This window comes from Enterococcus sp. AZ062, from assembly GCF_051715065.1.
In the GTDB taxonomy this organism is placed as follows: Bacteria; Bacillota; Bacilli; order Lactobacillales; family Enterococcaceae; genus Enterococcus_B; species Enterococcus_B mundtii.
Genome location: NZ_JBIOTB010000001.1, coordinates 733,798 through 752,087, shown reverse-complemented (window position 1 = coordinate 752,087; position 18,290 = coordinate 733,798). Strand labels below are relative to the sequence as shown.

General features: G+C 39.0%; 17 protein-coding genes and 1 riboswitch. Of the genes, 6 read left to right on the top strand and 11 right to left on the bottom strand.

All coding sequences use genetic code 11. From position 1 onward, the window contains the following. The first annotated feature begins 56 nt into the window (after positions 1–56). From IGJ00_RS03525 to IGJ00_RS03510, 4 genes are all read left to right on the top strand, one after another. On the top strand, positions 57–998 hold the full coding sequence (locus IGJ00_RS03525; RefSeq protein WP_074800677.1) for a helix-turn-helix domain-containing protein: 942 nt from the start codon (positions 57–59) through the stop codon (positions 996–998). A gap of 374 nt (positions 999–1,372) precedes the next feature. After that, on the top strand, positions 1,373–2,014 hold the full coding sequence (locus IGJ00_RS03520; RefSeq protein ID WP_010736127.1) for a lytic polysaccharide monooxygenase auxiliary activity family 9 protein: 642 nt from the start codon (positions 1,373–1,375) through the stop codon (positions 2,012–2,014). A gap of 399 nt (positions 2,015–2,413) precedes the next feature. Beyond that, positions 2,414–4,129: an ABC transporter ATP-binding protein gene (locus tag IGJ00_RS03515; protein ID WP_074800674.1), complete on the top strand. Its 1,716-nt coding sequence runs from the start codon at positions 2,414–2,416 to the stop codon at positions 4,127–4,129. Position 4,130: 1 nt separating this feature from the next. Further along, positions 4,131–5,906 carry an ABC transporter ATP-binding protein gene (locus IGJ00_RS03510; RefSeq protein ID WP_074800669.1) on the top strand — a complete coding sequence of 592 codons (1,776 nt, stop codon included), beginning with the start codon at positions 4,131–4,133 and terminating at the stop codon, positions 5,904–5,906. Positions 5,907–5,983: 77 nt separating this feature from the next. On the opposite strand, the gene IGJ00_RS03505 is transcribed toward IGJ00_RS03510, so the two are convergent. From IGJ00_RS03505 to IGJ00_RS03490, 4 genes are all read right to left on the bottom strand, one after another. After that, positions 5,984–6,517, bottom strand: a complete 534-nt coding sequence (locus IGJ00_RS03505) for a folate family ECF transporter S component (protein WP_071866632.1) — start codon at positions 6,515–6,517, stop codon at positions 5,984–5,986. 36 nt (positions 6,518–6,553) lie between these two features. Beyond that, positions 6,554–6,651, bottom strand: a riboswitch (THF riboswitch). Between the two features lie 153 nt (positions 6,652–6,804). Further along, a complete protein-coding gene (mgsA, locus tag IGJ00_RS03500; protein WP_071866633.1) occupies positions 6,805–7,236 on the bottom strand; it encodes a methylglyoxal synthase in 432 nt (143 codons plus the stop codon). Positions 7,237–7,298: 62 nt separating this feature from the next. Next, positions 7,299–7,625 carry a type II toxin-antitoxin system PemK/MazF family toxin gene (locus tag IGJ00_RS03495; protein WP_438844125.1) on the bottom strand — a complete coding sequence of 109 codons (327 nt, stop codon included), beginning with the start codon at positions 7,623–7,625 and terminating at the stop codon, positions 7,299–7,301. Then, complete coding sequence (locus tag IGJ00_RS03490) at positions 7,626–7,859, bottom strand: AbrB/MazE/SpoVT family DNA-binding domain-containing protein (RefSeq protein WP_066026200.1); 234 nt, start codon at positions 7,857–7,859, stop codon at positions 7,626–7,628. Positions 7,860–8,426: 567 nt separating this feature from the next. Between IGJ00_RS03490 and IGJ00_RS03485 the strand changes: the two genes are divergently transcribed. Further along, positions 8,427–9,536, top strand: coding sequence for an ABC transporter ATP-binding protein (locus tag IGJ00_RS03485; RefSeq protein ID WP_010736134.1), 1,110 nt, complete (start codon positions 8,427–8,429; stop codon positions 9,534–9,536). A 93-nt stretch (positions 9,537–9,629) separates the two neighbouring features. Here the strand turns inward: IGJ00_RS03485 and IGJ00_RS03480 are convergent, their stop codons facing one another. The 5 genes from IGJ00_RS03480 to IGJ00_RS03460 all read right to left on the bottom strand — a co-directional run bounded on the left by IGJ00_RS03480 (position 9,630) and on the right by IGJ00_RS03460 (position 14,182). Then, positions 9,630–10,256: a hypothetical protein gene (locus tag IGJ00_RS03480; protein WP_019722490.1), complete on the bottom strand. Its 627-nt coding sequence runs from the start codon at positions 10,254–10,256 to the stop codon at positions 9,630–9,632. Between the two features lie 251 nt (positions 10,257–10,507). Continuing rightward, positions 10,508–11,392, bottom strand: coding sequence for a 16S rRNA (adenine(1518)-N(6)/adenine(1519)-N(6))-dimethyltransferase RsmA (rsmA, locus tag IGJ00_RS03475; protein ID WP_115357363.1), 885 nt, complete (start codon positions 11,390–11,392; stop codon positions 10,508–10,510). Beyond that, positions 11,385–11,954, bottom strand: coding sequence for a ribonuclease M5 (gene rnmV / locus IGJ00_RS03470; protein WP_071866636.1), 570 nt, complete (start codon positions 11,952–11,954; stop codon positions 11,385–11,387). Before rnmV ends, rsmA begins: the two co-directional genes overlap by 8 nt. Further along, complete coding sequence (locus IGJ00_RS03465) at positions 11,947–12,723, bottom strand: TatD family hydrolase (RefSeq protein ID WP_071866637.1); 777 nt, start codon at positions 12,721–12,723, stop codon at positions 11,947–11,949. The genes rnmV and IGJ00_RS03465 overlap by 8 nt, the downstream gene beginning before the upstream one ends. Before the next feature lie 136 nt (positions 12,724–12,859). After that, on the bottom strand, positions 12,860–14,182 hold the full coding sequence (locus IGJ00_RS03460) for an APC family permease (RefSeq protein ID WP_010736139.1): 1,323 nt from the start codon (positions 14,180–14,182) through the stop codon (positions 12,860–12,862). 168 nt (positions 14,183–14,350) lie between these two features. On the opposite strand from IGJ00_RS03460, the gene IGJ00_RS03455 reads away from it, so the two are divergent. Continuing rightward, the gene (locus tag IGJ00_RS03455; protein ID WP_010736140.1) at positions 14,351–14,944 is read left to right on the top strand and encodes a hypothetical protein; all 594 of its coding nucleotides are present in this window, start codon (positions 14,351–14,353) and stop codon (positions 14,942–14,944) included. A gap of 40 nt (positions 14,945–14,984) precedes the next feature. On the opposite strand, the gene IGJ00_RS03450 is transcribed toward IGJ00_RS03455, so the two are convergent. Continuing rightward, the gene (locus tag IGJ00_RS03450; protein WP_438844124.1) at positions 14,985–15,746 is read right to left on the bottom strand and encodes a Fic family protein; all 762 of its coding nucleotides are present in this window, start codon (positions 15,744–15,746) and stop codon (positions 14,985–14,987) included. Between the two features lie 340 nt (positions 15,747–16,086). Continuing rightward, entirely contained in the window at positions 16,087–18,096 is a 2,010-nt protein-coding gene (metG, locus tag IGJ00_RS03445; RefSeq protein WP_010736142.1) for a methionine--tRNA ligase, read from the bottom strand. Between the last annotated feature and the right edge of the window lie 194 nt (positions 18,097–18,290).

Here is an 18,290-nt window from a genome sequence, read left to right as displayed (position 1 = left end):
AACTACATTATGCTATTATAGCCATGTACAAAAAACAGCTTCTGGAGGAAATGAACATGACAGAACATGCTGCTCTAATTCGAAAATTAAGAAAAGATCGTGGATTGACGCAAGAACAATTAACTGTAGGTATCTCCCAAAGAGGAACATTAGCAGCTTTCGAATCACGCGGAACAAAAATTGGTTTTGAACTATTAGTAAATTATCTTGATCGGATGAATATCACACTTGAAGAATATCAATTTTTATTGAATAGTAATTCATTGTCAAATAAACAAAAATTAACGAATTATTTGATTACTTCAAAAACCATTACATCTGCTCAAGAGCAAGAATTGCTTAATGAATTTGAAAAAACAGGAAACATTTATTATCGTTTGATCTATGCCCAAAGAAAATTGATTTCAAATTATCTGTATAGCACATCTTTTACCGCATCAATGAAAGAAGAAATCAGTGTCATTAAGAAGTATCTTGAAAAGATTGATACTTGGGGCCATTTTGAATTGACTATTTTTTCAAATTGTTTGTTTATTTTTGATGATGAATATATTGCCTATTCGTTCCAAAACAGTGTCACAAAGATGAAAGCTTACATAGATAATACCTATTATTCTGAGCTTCTTTCTAATTTTATTTTGAACGGTGTCCGTCTTTCTTTTAACCGTGAATCAATCACATTACGCAAATTATTTCTAGCTCAATTAAAAAAAATCGCTACGACACATAAGCAAACACTCGACCTTGCACATTACAAAGTATTTACTGCTCTAGATAAATTAGCTGATGGACAAAAAACAGCTTTAAAAGAAGTGGAAACGGGTATTGCATTTTTTGAATGGTTAGATCTTTCTACGAGTAAAGACTATATGATCAATCTAAAAGAAAAATTGTGCGCAGAGATATGTGATTTAACGCACAATGAGCACCACACAAAAGTTGTTGTTAAAAGTACGTGCGATCGCCTCTCTTCACAACGCCAAGCGAATACTGCCTAAAAAAACCGTGTATCTCCTCATCCCCAAATGAGAAGATGCATGGTTTTTAACTATCTCCCTGTAACGAAGAGTAATGTTGCCTCCTTCATTTATCTGATTCGTTCTCTACATTTACTCCACCACTTCCAATAAATTCTTTCGTTTCTTGTTCTATTCCCGTGCATAAGCGATTTCTTCAGTTGCAGTTGTTTTTACCAGCGACCATTTCCCTATAATCAAAAACACGACTAAATAGAACTATTCCTAAAAAAAAACATTTTCGTGCTGAACGAATTTTTTTTGTTGCAATAACATACATAATTTTCACCTTAATAATATGTCAGTTATGATACCGATTGTAAGTTACATAAAGAAAAATTATTGGAGGAATCATCATGAAAAAAAGTACATTAATTGGTTTAGGATTCATTTTAGCTGGTATTGGGGCAAGCACTCTTACTTCTGTCGATGTTGCTGCTCATGGTTACGTTTCTGAACCAGCAAGTCGTGGATACCAAGGGAGCCTTGACAAAAATACAAACTGGAATGCTGCATTCAAAAAATACGGAGCTGTTATCAATGAGCCACAATCCCTTGAAGCACCAAAAGGCTTTCCAGCTGCTGGACCTGAAGATGGACAAATCGCTTCTGCAAATGGTGCGGTAGGTGATTTCCTATTAGATCAACAAACAGCCTCATTGTGGACAAAACAACAACTGACAGCTGGTGCAAATGATTTTACTTGGACATTCACTGCCAATCATGCAACAACGAAATGGCATTACTACATGACAAAAGCCGGTTGGGATCAAAATGATGCGTTGACAAGAGACGACTTGGAATTCATTGGTGAAGTAGGCAATGATGGACAACTAGCTTCTACTAATCCAACACATTCGATCAACATTCCCAATGACCGTTTGGGCTATCATGTGATCTTAGCTGTTTGGGATGTCGCTGATACTAAAAATGGGTTCTATAATGTCATCGATGTCGATGTCAAAGGCGAAACAGTTTTAGCTGACTTACAAAAATAAAAAATATTAATGACCGCAAGTCGCGAGGCAGAAATGTTTAGCCTCGAAAAAAAAGCACCATCCACGAGAGTTGTTCATCAATTTTTTGTGGATGGTGCTTTTTTTGTAGTTATTTTTTTACGATTTATGCGATTTTAGGAGGTGCAAGAGCGGCAATGTACTACGCACTATTGTGTATTTTCTTAAGTTTTACTAAAATGTGCGGATTATGAAAAGGCTTGTTCTCTTTTCATTCTAAATTTCATAAGCTACAATATGAGAGTACCTAGTTATATCATCGTTAGATTTCTCGCTGCAAGATATTTTTGTTGCTTTAAGGATATCTATTTATCATAAATCGGTTTTTTGCCGATAGACGTGCGAACAATATTGGGTAACTTGTTTTTAGGAGGAAATTTTATGATTCAGTTATTGCGCTATGCGAAAGACTATCGAAAACAAATCATCCTAGGTCCTGTATTTAAATTTTTAGAAGCAGTCTTTGAATTGATTTTACCTTTACTGATGGCTTCGCTGATCGATAATGGGCTAAAAATGAACAATCGTGAAGTGATCATCAACATGGGTATCTGGATGATCGTCATGTCGGTGATTGGATTGATCTGTGCCATTATTTGTCAATATTATTCATCCATTGCCTCTCAAGGGTTTGGAACAGAACTTAGAAACCAACTCATCAAAAAAATCAACTCTTTCTCCCATAGTGAATTAAATCATTTTGGGACGGATACATTGATCACGCGCATGACCAATGATATCAATCAGCTACAACTTGCACTCGCAATGGTTATCCGTTTATTGATCCGAGCACCTTTTTTAAGTATTGGATCAGTAGTGATGGCTTTTGTGATCGACTGGCAAGTCGGGCTATTCTTCTTAGCTTTATTACCAATTTTTTCAATCATTTTATACTTTATCATCCGTAAGACGATCCCCCTCTATCAAAAAGTCCAAGAAAAGTTGGATGGTCTAAATGAGACTGTTAGCCAAAATTTAAGCGGGGTTCGTGTGATCCGAGCATTTTCACGTACTAATAAAGAAATCGAAACGTTTGATGAAAACACGGATGTCTTAGCAAAAAATTATTTACGAGTTTCCAATATCTCCGCTTTGCTCTCTCCGGCAACGACATTGATCATGAATGTCGGGATCATTTGTCTATTGACTGTCGGCGGGGTCAAGGTAAATATCGGTTCCTTACAACAAGGACAAGTTTTAGCATTGATCAATTACATGAACCAAATGTTATTAGCCTTGATCGTTGTTTCCAATCTTGTCGTGATCTTTACTCGTGCAGAAGCTTCTGCTCAGCGGGTCAAAGAAGTCTTAGATACCGAAAATACCATTACAGATGCTGAGACTCCTAGTGAACCAGTCATGGATTCTGAAACAATTCTACAATTTAAAGACGTAGATTTTCGTTATACGCCAGAATCTGGTCTGTCATTACAAGGAATCAATTTCACTTTGAAACGCCAAACTGTCTTAGGGATCATTGGTCCGACCGGAAGTGGGAAGACGACATTGACACAATTGATCCCACGTTTTTATGATGTTAGTGAAGGCTCTGTGTTATTTGATGAACAAGACGTTCGTGACTGGCCGTTAGATACATTACGAAGTCAGATTTCGCAAGTACCACAAACGGCTGTCTTATTCACCGGTACCATTCGGGAAAATCTTCAGTGGGGAAAACCTGACGCGACAGACGCAGAGTGTTGGGAAGCTTTGGCAATTGCCCAAGCGGAAGATTTTGTTCGCCAATTACCCAAAGGATTAGATACAAGAGTCATGGAGAACGGGAAAAACTTTTCCGGAGGTCAAAAACAACGATTGACGATTGCTCGTGCATTGATCGCCAAACCTGCCTTATTGATCTTAGATGACTCCTTGAGTGCCCTTGATTATCAAACGGATCTGAACTTGCGCCAAGCACTACAAACTTCCCTTAATACAACGGTCATCATTATTTCTCAACGCATCCGTTCGATTCAACAAGCAGAGCATATCCTCGTCATGGATCAAGGAAAAATCGTGGCCCAGGGTACACATGATACATTGCTTAGTCAATCTTCTGAGTATCGTGAAATCGTGGCATCACAGGAGGAGGAATAAAATGAAAACAAAAAAACTATCGTGGCAAACGCTCAAACGTTTTGTTCCTTATCTGACGGCCCATCCACGTGAAATTTGGTTAGCTGTCTTGTTGGGAATCGTCAATGGTGTTGCTACCGTCGTGATGACCTTACAGATCGGTCAAAGTATCGATCAAATGGTTGGTGTGGGGCAAGTCAACTTTACTCGATTAGTCCAACTTCTGGTGATGTTTGGCGGGATCGTTTTACTTAATGTCATCAGTCAATGGTTGATCCAAGTATTAAGTAACCGATTGGCTTACCTCTCTGTTGCTAACCTACGAAAAGATGCTTTTGCTCGTTTAAATCTTTTACCGTTAAGATACTATGATCAAAATTCACACGGGAATATCGTCAGCCGTTTCACAAATGATATGGACAATATCTCCATTGCGATATCAGCGGCGTTCAATCAATTATTTTCTGGAGTGGCGATCATTATCCTCTCACTGATCTTCATGCTCAGCTTGAGTCCATTATTGACACTTGTCGTCATTTGTTCGACACCAATCATTTTCTTAGTCAGCTGGTTAGTGGCACGCGCTTCTCAAAATGATTTTGATAACCAGCAAAAAATCATTGGGAATATTTCAGGTTTTGTTACAGAACGTATCGGTAATCAAAAAATCATCAAAGCGTTCCAACAAGAAGAAGTCAATCAACAGCAATTCAGTGCCTTGAATGCTGACTTATATGAGAAAGGGCAGCGCGCGCAATTCTCTTCTTCATTAACGAACCCATCTTCTCGTTTTGTCGATCACTTAGCCTATCTCTCCATTGGTTTGATTGGTGGTTTACTTGCCTTACGAAGTGATTCAACGATTACTGTCGGGATCATTTCAAGTTTTACGATCTATTCAAGTCAGTTTTCGAAACCTTTTATTGAATTATCAGGGATCACGACACAGATCCAAACCGCATTTTCTGGTTTAGAACGAGCATTTGAATTGATCGATCAACCGGAAGAAACGCCAGATGAACCTTTTGCGTATCAACTTGATCCTCAAACGATCAAAGGAGAGGTCGCTTTCAAACATGTTTCTTTCTCTTATGAACCACAACAACGGTTGATCGAGAATTTCAGCTTTGTTGCCAAACCAGGTCAAACAGTGGCAATCGTTGGTAAAACGGGAGCTGGTAAATCCACATTAGTGAATTTATTGATGCGTTTTTATGATGTCAATTCTGGGACGATCACGATCGACGATTATGATATTACCCAAATCGCCCGTGATTCCCTACGCAAAAGCTTTGGCATGGTTTTACAAGATACGTGGTTATTCGACAGTACGTTACGAGAAAATTTACGTTACGGAAAACCAGACGCCAGTGATGAAGAAATCAATGAGGCCCTAAAATCAGCCTATATGTATGAATTTGTCCAACGCTTGCCACAAAAACTAGATACACGCATTGGTGGACAGGGATTAAAAATCTCCGATGGGCAGCGTCAATTACTGACGATTGCTCGTACGATGATCAGTAATCCACCTATGTTGATACTTGATGAAGCAACAAGTTCAGTGGATACATTGACAGAAAAGAAAATCCAAAATGCCTTCCTAAAAATGATGGAAGGAAAAACTAGTTTTGTGATTGCCCATCGCTTGTCCACGATCAAAAATGCCGATCAGATCCTCGTTATGGATCAAGGGGCAATCGTTGAAATGGGGACACATGATGAATTATTGAAAATCGAAGATGGTAGCTATCGTCAACTTTATCAAGCGCAATTTACTGGATCGGTTGAAAAATAGTGAACATCGAATCAGATGATTTTTCTGATCTATGCAAAAAACAAGCAGTCTTCTGGGATGGGAAGACTGCTTGTTTTTTATTTTGTATGCGTCGTTAAACTCCGCAAAATTCTTTTATATGGCATGGCGCGCCCAATCACGTAGATCATCGTCGATTGGATCGGCAACCAGATAATGGCTTTTAATAAACGTGGTCCCCAGAATACCCAGTTCATCGGTACTTGATACATGATGACCAACCATAATGGTGTCAGGATCAAGCTAACGAACACTGTCACACTGAGCGTGGCTAAGATTGCATTTTTCCAAGTGATCTCTTTGCGATAGAAAAAGAACCCATAAATCGCTCCTTCAATAAAAGCATTCAACGTGAAGCCGATGAAAAAGACAGATTTAGGAAATAATGCCATACCCACAATATCAGCTAACACAGAACCGATCCCTGTCCAAAATGGGCCAAATAAAATACCCATGATTACTTGGGGAATGAACGTTACACTGATTTTGAGTAATGGTGTTTCAAATGAAACTAAGCGAGACAACGTGACCATCAATGCGATCAGCAGTCCCATGATCGTAATCATACGAGCATCTAAACGATTTTTCTTCATTTCTAGCATCTCCTTTAAGAGCTGCTACATGTTTCATGCAGCGAATGCGAAAATAAAACCGCGAACTTACGTCCTTCGTCCTAGAGGCAACATCCCATCCTCTAAGCACTTAACGCTTTATTTTCTACTCTGTTAATAGTGGGAACTTATCCCAGACAAACTATAGCATAGAAAAGGAAGAACTGTAAATAAAAAAGCTAATATTCTACGCGAAAACGATTGCTTAGTTCGTGATGTAACAGACATTCGCCTTGATCAACTGTCTCTATCTTCATAAAACCCGAATTTTAGATCTTATTAGGAAAAGGGATCTTACTTCCTTCTTCATGAATGACTTGTCGAAATTCCAAAAATCCGGCTTCAAGCCCACGTAACAAAACTTCTGCTGTCCCAATATTTGTTGCTAAAGGAATATCATACACATCAGCCAAGCGGATCAACGCAGTGACATCAGGTTCATGAGGTTGAGCTGCTAAAGGATCACGAAGGAAAATCACTAGATCCAATTCATCTTCTGAGATCATCGCGCCAATTTGTTGGTCGCCGCCTAAAGGTCCTGAATTGAACCGATGGACCGATAATCCTGTGGCTTCTGCAATCCGCTGACCAGTTGTCCCTGTCGCGAATAGTTCATGTTGTTCAAGTATGATTTTATAAGCTGTTGTAAATTTGATCATCAACTCTTTTTTACGATCATGTGCAATCAATGCTATCTTCATCTGTCATCGCCCCTTTTTATCAGTGTAACAAATTTTTTTGTGATTTGATATTTTACAACTCCCTATACAAACATATCAAGGACTTCTAGTACATCCACCCATGTTAGAATATCACATTGTTCAATTTTTATTATGTTTCTAGCGGTGTAGTCAATTGAACACAACTGATGTGTAACAACTTGTCCAGAAATGATTTGTGGTTCTTTGATCTTAATATATGTATCAAATTTTCTTTCAGTTGATGTGATTGGGCAAATCAAACAAAAACCAGTGTATTGGTTGAAGTTATTCTTACTTACTACCAAACCTGGTCTTCGCTTCTTTATTTCCTTTCCTCTAGCTGGATCAAAATCCAGCCATACAATATCTTTTTGCTTTGGATAATCCATTTATAGTTCCTCCCCCTCAAGGTTCATCTCATCCCACTCTTTATCTTCTTGGGTGATTGAATCTCTAAAGCCTGCCCATGCCTCTGGAGTCTTGAAAATATCTTCTTTTTTGGGCTTTAATACATATGTTTCACCTATTTTAATAATCGTATATATTTTTCCAACTTCTGGAGAAATATCTTTGGGAAAAATCGCTCCTACAGAATTTCCAATCTTTCTAATAGTCGTTTCCATTATTATCATCTCCCAGCTTATGTTAAATTGAGTTTAACTTAATTTAACATGAAAATCAAATTTTGTTTTCTTGGTTGCCTCCTTTTTTATATCTCTTAATATCTACAAAGTATTATACGCTCTAAGATAGTGAATACACGGTAAATCTTTGATAACTCGAGCAGTAAAAACAAAAAAATAAATTGCCATATTGCTGGAGTTTGCTCTCATTATTGAAGGATCTGCTTCATGAACATCATTTATTCTATTTTGTAGGTGATGAGGTTGTTTCAGAAGTGTTCAGCTCCGAGAAATAAGCCGAGAAACCCGAAAATTGTTTTTCAAATTTTTGGGTTTCTCGGCTTATTTCCGAAGGAGTTACTTCTGGAACACCGTTTATTCGCTTTTAAGGATAGAAACAAAAATGAATTTTATTTTTGTCTCACTTTCCACGCACTTTCCAATTATTTTGTACACATTGACGAAAGATGCCACGAATTCTTGTTCATTGTGACATTGAATATAGATAGCGCTTTCAACTATACTAAACACATCAAATAAAAGAAAAAAGAAAGCGTGGTTTGTACGATGGTAGAAATGGCTCTGAAAAATGTATACAAGAAATATGACAATGCAGAAAACTATTCTGTTACTGACTTTAACTTGGCAATCAAAGATCGCGAATTTATCGTATTCGTTGGTCCTTCCGGTTGTGGGAAATCAACAACTCTACGAATGATCGCTGGTCTTGAAGATATTTCCGAAGGAGAATTGAATATCGGCGGTAAAGTAATGAACGATGTTGCTCCTAAAGACCGTGATATCGCGATGGTATTCCAAAACTATGCCTTATACCCTCACATGACGGTATTTGACAATATGGCGTTTGGTTTGAAATTGCGTAAATACGATAAAGCAGACATCCAACAACGTGTGGAAAATGCTGCGGAGATCCTTGGTTTGACTGAATACTTAAAACGTAAACCTGCTGCTCTTTCAGGAGGTCAACGTCAGCGTGTCGCTTTAGGTCGTGCCATCGTACGTGATGCGAAAGTCTTCTTAATGGATGAGCCATTGTCAAACTTGGATGCCAAACTACGTGTAGCCATGCGTGCCGAAATCGCGAAGTTGCATCAACGCTTAGAAACAACAACCATTTACGTTACCCATGACCAAACAGAAGCGATGACGATGGCAGACCGCATCGTCATCATGAAAGATGGATTTATCCAACAAATCGGTTCACCGAAAGAAGTTTATGACACACCAGTCAACATGTTCGTTGCTGGTTTCATTGGTTCACCTGCCATGAACTTTTTCAATGTAAAATTAAGCCAAGGCGTTATCTCAGATGGTCATGGACTAAAATTGAGAATCCCTGAAGGTAAAAATAAAGTGCTAGTTGAAAAAGGTTATGAAGGCAAAGAACTTGTCTTTGGTATCCGTCCAGAAGATATCCATAGTGAACAAGTTGTCTTGGATGCCTCACCAGAAACTGTTGTCAATTCAGAAGTCGTTGTATCTGAATTACTTGGTGCAGAAACCATGCTTTATACTCGCACTGGAACAACTGAGTTCATTTCAAAAGTTGACGCGCGTGACTTCCATAAACCAGGAGAAATGATCGACCTTGCCTTCAATATCAACAAAGGCCATTTCTTTGATAAAGATACAGAAGATGTCATCACGATCCCATAAACGAAACAGAACTTGATGATACGTAAAAGACCCATCGATCGTACGATCTTGGGTCTTTTTTGGGTTATTTTTCAGTCTTTATTTGTGGGATGGCTACACGACTTTTTTGATCGTTCCTTGTACGATCTCTTTCTTTTGCTGTTTCTTGGCAGCAGTGAAAACTGGCACATCAAAGAATTTACTCAATGTTCCGGCAATGAAGTAAGCGATATTGTAATCCACCAAACTATGGATCAAGCCACCGATCCCCATCAAGATGAATACGGTATAGAAGTAGCCTTCTGCATAGTATGTTTCCGGCATATTCCCTATGAAGAAGAATACACTCACCACTAGCATTTCGATGATCGAGTGGATCACGCCGATCAATAAGTTAAACCCTTGAAAACGCCAGTTCATTAATGTGAATTGCCCGTCTTTTAAGACGATCCCTGGTTTTTTTTGTAAATACCATGCACCGATTAGAGCAAATACCAAATGAGACAATGCACGAAGCGCAATAATCACAGGTGTCGTCAAGAAGAAACCAAATGTTGTACCTAGCGCCACTGCAACAGCTACACCGGGTGAAAAAAACATTGCGATAAATAATGGCACATGTGAAGCTAGTGTAAATGAAGCAGGCGGAATTACGATCTTAGGCATGATCATCGGAATAAGAACGCCCATCCCGATCAATAAAGCGGAAATTGTCAATTTTCTTACAGAATTTGTTTTCATTTTTTTACTCCCTTGATGTGTCTTGACACATTTATTTTGACCTATTGTACCGCTAACTTTCTAATGTGTCAAGACACATAAAGAGAAACAGAACATCTGAAATGCCACCCTCTCTAAAATCGAATAATTTGATCTTGGACCATATGTCCTAAAATAGTCAGGCACCACTTGAAGAATACCCAAAATGGTTTTCTCAAGTGATGCCTTCATGCTTAGAGCGAAAAGACTTTTTCAGCCTTCTATTTCTCATTTTATTTTTTTAGATATTCCATGGCATTGCTCAAAGCAGCAAATTCTCCTAAAGAAAGTGTTTCTCCTCGTCTTTTCGGATCGATTCCTGCCTCCGTTAGACTTGCGGTTAACCAACTTTTTGTTTCTTCGTCTTTCCCATAGGCATGTTGCAAATTATTCCATAAAGTTTTTCTACGCTGTTGAAACGCAGCCTTTGTCAGACGGAAAAAGGCTTTTTCATCCGTTACGGAAACTGCTGGTGTTGCGCGTCTTGTCAATTTCAAGATGGCTGAATCCACGTTTGGTTGTGGTACAAATACTGTTTTTGGCACAATAAACGCCAAACTTGCTTCCATATAATATTGCACAGCAATCGATAAAGAGCCATATGCTTTTGTTCCGGGTTTAGCTGAAATACGATCAGCTACTTCTTTTTGCATCATCACGATCATTTCGTCAACCACTACGTCTGATTCAAGAAAGTGCATCATGATTGGTGTCGTAATATAATAAGGCAAATTAGCCACCACTTTCAATGGTAACTGCTCGTTGAATTGAGTATTGACTGCCTCTGCCAAATCAGTTTTCAAAATATCTTGGTGGATGACTGTTACATTCGGATATGGTGAAAGGGTATCTGCCAAGACAGGAATCAATCGATCGTCGATTTCAAATGCGACTACTTGTTTGGCATGACGCGCGATTTGCTCTGTTAATGCACCAATTCCTGGTCCTACTTCAATGACATTAGTCTGCTGATCGATTTGACCAGTTTCAATGATTTTCCGAAGGATATTCGGCTCTGTCAAAAAGTTTTGTCCTAAGCTCTTTTTAAAGGAGAAGCCGTGCTTCAATAAAATTTCTTTTGTTCTAGTGGGTGTTGCAATATCCCGATATTCACTCATAATGATCCTCCACTTTTTTCATTGCCTGCTTAAACTCAGCTAACGTAATTCGGAACATGTTCAACCGTTTTTCCAATTGTTTTCCGTTTGTATAGCCAATGCGTAATTCATCGCCTAGCATCTCACGCTTTTCTTTTGCTTGTGGTCCGGCAATCAATCCATACGCAACAAGCATTTGTCTAGTGATCTCTGGTACTTGGGTCTCATCATCGACTGGCGTAACGACCTTTTTCAACGCTTCTAATATCGCTTCGTCACTCGCATGTTCGACTCCTAAGCTTCCCTTTTTTTTCGGTACAGCTTGGTTCCTTGGCAAAAATGCATGTTTTGCTTGTGGTACCACTTCCATGATTGTTTTACGAATCTTCTCACCTGAGAAATCTGGGTCCGTAAAAATAATGATTCCCCTAGTTTCCTGTGCATGTTCGATCTGCATCAAGATTTCTTCATTGATCGCTGAACCAATCGTTTCTATCGTGTCGGCTTCAACCACTTCTTGTAGCCTTCTCGTATCGTCTTTCCCTTCGACAACAATGATTTCTTGGATCTTTAACTTAGTCATGCTCTGATAATCCAAATAAACGATGGGCATTTTTCCATGTTTGTGCCGCTACTTCTTCCATTGGTAGTTGACGAAGTTCAGCGATCTTTTCGACTGTGTAACGAGTATACCCTGGTTCATTTCTTTTTCCTCGATAGGGCATTGGCGCTAAATATGGAGCATCCGTTTCCACTAATAGACGATCCAATGGAACGTTTGTCGCTGCTTCTTGCACATCTAACGCCTTTTTGAAAGTGACGACACCACTGAAAGAAATGTGCATCCCTAAATCAAGGAAACGTTGTGCCCATTCATAATCACCACTAAAGCTGTGCATGATCCCACCAATGTCGCGAATGTCCTCTTCTTTTAAAACCTTATAAGTATCTTCCAATGCTTCTCTCGTATGGATACTAATTGGTAAGTTCATCTCTTTTGCGATGGCGATCTGTCTTCTAAAAATTTTATCTTGGACTTCTTTTGGATCTTCCATCCAATAATAATCCAGTCCGATTTCCCCTAAAGCAACCACTTTTGGTAAAGTCAATTGTTCTTGAAGTTTATTTTCGATTTCTTTCGTATAGCTACCAGCTTCGGTAGGATGCCAACCAATGATGCTATAAATGTTTGGGTAATCTTGACTAAGCATCAAGGACTTTTCGATCGTCGGTGTATCAAAGCCTACGACGGCCATTTTAGTCACACCTAGTTCTTCTGCACGCTGGATCGTTTCAGGAATGTCATCATTGAATTGTTCCGCGTTCAAATGAGTATGAGAATCAAATATCATCTTTATCTCTCCTTTTCATTCATTACTTTAGCATATAAGCAGGCGTTAAAGAAGTCTCAAAGACTAAAAAACATGAGATATCGTACAAAGAAAGACAAGAAATGACTTGATTCACTTCTTGTCTTTTCATTATCAGTTAGTTACTTTCAGTTTGTCTTTTTTTGTAGTAGAACACAGGTACACCTAATAATGTGACTAAGATTCCGATCAATGCCAAATTCGTTTGTGTGATCAGTGTCATCCCTAAAATAAAGATGGCTCCTAAAATCGCAATGATCGGTATCACAGGATACAATGGTACTTTATATGGACGAGGCATCTCTGGTGCTTTCTTTCTTAAAATAAATACGCCAATAAAAATCAATAAACTAAATAGCCACATGACAAAAATCAACATATCTGTCAGAAAATCAAATGAACCCAAGCTCATCATTATACATGCAATCGCTAGTTGGAACAATGCAGGTACATAAGGAACGGTGAATTTTTTTGAGAGCTTTGTCAACTGGTTACTGAACGGCAACTCATTTTCTAATGCCATTGCATATGGGACACGAATCCCAGTCAACGTATAACCATTCAGTGCGCCGTAGACAGAGATCAAAATACCGATCGTAACGATTTTCCCTCCTAGTTCACCGAAGATGACCGCTGACGCATCCGATGAAGCATTCAAGTTCCCAGCAATTTGATCAATCGGTAATGTTTTTAAAAAGACGAAGTTGATCAATAGATAAACGAATGTCACAAAACTCAATCCTAAAATAATCGCTTTTGGTAGATCCTTTTCTGGACGTTTCATTTCTCCAGCCATGGCTCCGACACCTAACCAGCCATCGTAAGCGAAAAGTGTCGCCAACAAAGCACCACTAAGTCCTTCTGCCCATGAAACACCTTGTCCGGCTTCTACTGGAAATAATTGAACAGTACCCTGTCCTGGTGTCAGAAGCCCCCAAATAATGATCACTGCAATTGGGATCAACTTGACTACCAATGTAATCGATTGAACGTACGCACCAACTTTGGTCCCTAACAGATTCAATCCAGTGATAGAAAGTGCTGTAATAATAGCAATCACTAATAAATAATCAGGAGATAGCTGTAAGAGATTGATCAGCTGTGTTGCAAAGATGATCGATAATGCCGCAATGTTGGCTGGAAAGTAAATCAAACTTTGTGCCCAGCCTAACAAAAAACTTGGTAACTTACCGTAAGCTGCTTCAATATACTTGACCGCTCCACCTGTTTCAGGAATGGCAGTGGCTAATTCAGCGACTGTTAGCCCCGCACAGATCGTTAAGAATCCCCCTAACAACCACGCGAGTAACGTCAAACTTGTTGATTGTGTACTTGCCACTACCGCTGCTGTTTTAAAAAAGACGCCGGCGCCGATCACAGTTCCCATTACTGTGGATAATGCACCAAACAAATTGATCTCGCGTTTTAATTTCCCCTTCATCCTCTTCCTCATTTCGTATTTCTTTTTTATTTTTTTCAGTATAACCGAGAACTTTTCATTTTACCATTCTTTTCAGAAATTTGTAGTGAAAATATCCCTCTAAAGACGGATGTATTCTTGTCTTGCTTCTTATAGAATGAAGCTACTTGAAATGTAAGGAGGTACCCTATGGATTTTCAATCGATCGATCCAAAACTAGCATCTTATCTAAAAGATAAAGGTACTACTTTCTTTCCACAAAAAGAACAAAAACAATCCAAGCTACATTGGTTATTGTTGATTTTATTTGGCTGGTTGACGATTGCAACATTGACACAGCAATTGCTATTGATGGCTGGTTTTCTTCTCATTGCCGCCTTGATCAAAGGGCCTGGGATGTTGTTGTGGGGAATCGTCTATTCCTTTCTCGTCGGCTTGTTTCCGCCCATTGCTTTTTTACTATCGGTCATCTTTTTACTATTGAATGTTCAAACGATCGTCAAAAATTGGCGCGTCACGATGGTCGGGATTTTTTTCTACGGCTATCCTTTAGCTATGAACGCCTTGCGCCACTTGACTGATTGGGATACAAGATGGTTCTTTGCGATCAGCTTGCTCCTAGGGCTGGTGATCCTTCACTCGCTATTGACCAAGATTTATGCACGTTACGGCAATAGCCGCCTGATTGCTTGGTATATTCTATGTATTCCATTTTCAATCGTCGCAGCATTATTGCCAACGAAAGTCAAACAACGGCTAAAACTAAAAAAAGTCGGACGATGATTATCATCGCTCGACTTTTTTATTTATCTATAAAGCTATTTTATTGATGAACCGATCCTGTGAATTTCATTTTTTTTAAAAACTGTTCATACATATCTTGACTCATACCTAAAGTATTAAGTAAATAACCATTCTCGGTTCCCCAATTACTTAAACCTCTGTAGTAGAACTCACGATGGACATCTTTGATCACGAAAGGCATGATATTGTGCCTCAAGCATTCTTTGAACATGATCAAACGTCCCGTACGTCCGTTGCCATCTGCAAATGGGTGGATGCGTTCATATTTCACATGAAAATCTGCAATTTCAACTAAGCTTTGTTTTTTTGAGTTCTCATAGTGAGCAAGTAATTCCGTCATTTTTTCAGTTACTTCCTCGGGTGCTGTGGTTTCAACCTCATCATAACCAAAACCAATCATATTTTGAACAAGTTTAAATTCTCCGACAGGTGTTAGCGGATTGTTTTCATCAGTTGTTCCTCGTTTCAAAATTCGATGTAGTTCTTTGATAAAATCATTCGATAACGATTCTTCGATATGATCGATCACGTAATCGAAACCTTTGAAATGATTTTCTGTTTCTTTGATATCATCTAGTTTCGTTGCCTCGCCACTTTCAGCAGGAGGGAGAATATTATTTTCAAATATTAAGGCGGTTTGCTTCTCAGAAATTCTCGACCCTTCTATTCGATTGGAGTTATACGCCATTTCTACTTGCGTCAAATGGTAAATTCCGCCATGCAGATTTGCTTTTTTTTCCAGTACAAATCGGGTAACTAAATCTAACTCAGCCACATTCATCTTTCGTCTCCTTCCAATAGATAGCATAGTTATCCTATTTCTTATCAAGCGCTAGCTAAGCCAATGACCTGCTCATTCGGCTTGGATCGTTTACTTACTCACTTTTCTTTCTTATTGTAACATGAATGAATGGTTTAATACTGCAGTTCCAAAAAATTTGTCACTCAATCAAAGTTATAAAAAAGCCGAGGAGATTCGTCCTTTCGTACCCCCTAAAAACAAATAAACGGTGTTCGCACAACCTCGTTAGTTTTATTTTTATAGATCCACGAAAAGTAAGCCTATCAAAAAAGAACTATTCTAAGCTTATTTGCTTAGAATAGTTCTTAATAGTCATTGATTAGCCAACTTCAGAACCGTTTGGCATACCTTTTGGTGCTTCGATCACTTGTAATGAACCATCAGCTGCTTCTGCTGAAAGGATCATTCCTTGACTGATCAGCCCGCGCATTTTGCGTGGTTTCAAGTTAGCAACGATCACTAATTTTTTGCCGATCAATTCACTTGGATCAGGATAAAATTCGGCAATACCGGATAAGATTTGACGGTCTTGGTCATCTCCTGCATCTAGACGGAATTGCAATAATTTATCTGCCCCTTCGACTTTTTGGCAATTGATGACTTCTGCTACTTTTAATTCGACTTTTTCAAATACATCGAACTTGATTTGTTTTTCTTTGGTCGAAACAAGCTCTGTTTCTTCTGGGTCCCATTTGACAGAGTCCTCATTTGTTTGAGTACCTTCTGACATTTTTGCTTGGATATACGCAATTTCTTCTTCCAGCTCTAGGCGTGGGAAAATCGGTGTACCTTTTGCAACGACTTTTGTCCCAGATGGGAATTCACCGAAGTGTAATCCTTCAAGGTTCATCGTCTCGGCATCCAACCCTAATTGATTGAAGATTTTAGTTGGTGTTTCTGTCATGATCGGTTGCAAGAGGATCGCAGTGATACGTAGCGATTCAGCTAAGTGGATCATCACGCTCTCTAACTCTTTTTTCTTCTCTTCGTCTTTTGCTAAGACCCAAGGTTCTGTTTCATCGATATATTTGTTGGCACGAGAAATCAATACCCAGATTTCAGCTAATGCAGTGTTGAATTCCATTTTTTCCATTGCATCATGATAACGACCTACCACATTCGCAGCAGTTGTTGATAGCTCACTGTCAAACGGTGTCACTAATGACGCATAGTCAGGAACCATGCCATCACAATATTTATTGATCATTGCAATCGTTCGATTCAAGAGATTCCCTAAGTCGTTCGCCAAATCGTAGTTCACACGTGACACAAAGTCTTCTGGTGTAAATACGCCATCTGAACCAAATGGTACTGCACGCAATAAGTAATAACGCAAAGCATCTAAGCCATAGCGTTCAACAAGCATTTCTGGATAAACGACATTACCTTTCGATTTAGACATCTTGCCGTCTTTCATCAATAACCAGCCATGTCCAAAGACTTTCTTCGGCAATGGGATATCTAATGCCATCAACATGATCGGCCAATAGATCGTATGGAACCGAACGATTTCTTTTCCAACCATATGGACATCTGCAGGCCAATATTTCTGGAATAATTGATCGTCCTCTGAACCGTAACCTAGTGCGGTGATGTAGTTCGACAACGCATCGATCCAGACATACACTACATGTTTCGGATCATTTTTGACATTGATTCCCCAGCTGAACGTCGTCCGTGAAACTGCTAGATCTTCTAAACCAGGTTTGATGAAGTTATTGATCATCTCATTTTTACGTGATTCAGGTTGGATAAACTCTGGGTGTTCTTCGTAGTATTCCAACAAGCGATCTGCATACTTACTCATACGGAAGAAATAAGACTCTTCCTTGACTAGCTCGACTTCATGACCACTTGGCGCTTTCCCACCGATCACTTTGCCGTCTTCATCTTTGTATACTTCTGCAAGTTGAGTTTCTGTAAAGAATTCCTCATCTGAGACAGAATACCAACCTTCATATTCACCTAAGTAAATATCGCCTTGTTCAAGCAAACGATCAAAGATTTTTTGAACTGCTGCTTTATGATAATCATCAGTTGTGCGAATGAATTTATCGTAGCTGATATCTAATGTTTTCCACAGTTTTTTGACATCTGCAGCCATTTTGTCTACATATTCCTGTGGCTCTACGCCTAATTCTTCTGCTTTTTTCTCGATTTTCTGTCCGTGTTCATCTACCCCAGTTAGATAAAACACATCAAAGCCCATCAAACGTTTATAACGTGCAACAGCATCACATGCAATCGTTGTATAAGAATTGCCAATGTGCAGTTTGCCACTTGGATAATAGATGGGCGTAGTGATATAAAAAGTTTCCTTTTCTGCCATGGGGTACTTCCTCCTTTATCGCATGGTGCGAATTCGTTTCCTTGCTAGTATACCATAAAATGAATACGCTGTTAGCTTTTTTTGATAACTCCCGAAATGTAAAGATGTCCTTTCCCTTCAAGAAAACATTTATAAAGAACCTACGTTATCGTGATGATCCACTTCATTCTCTACCCACACTCTCACTCCTTTTT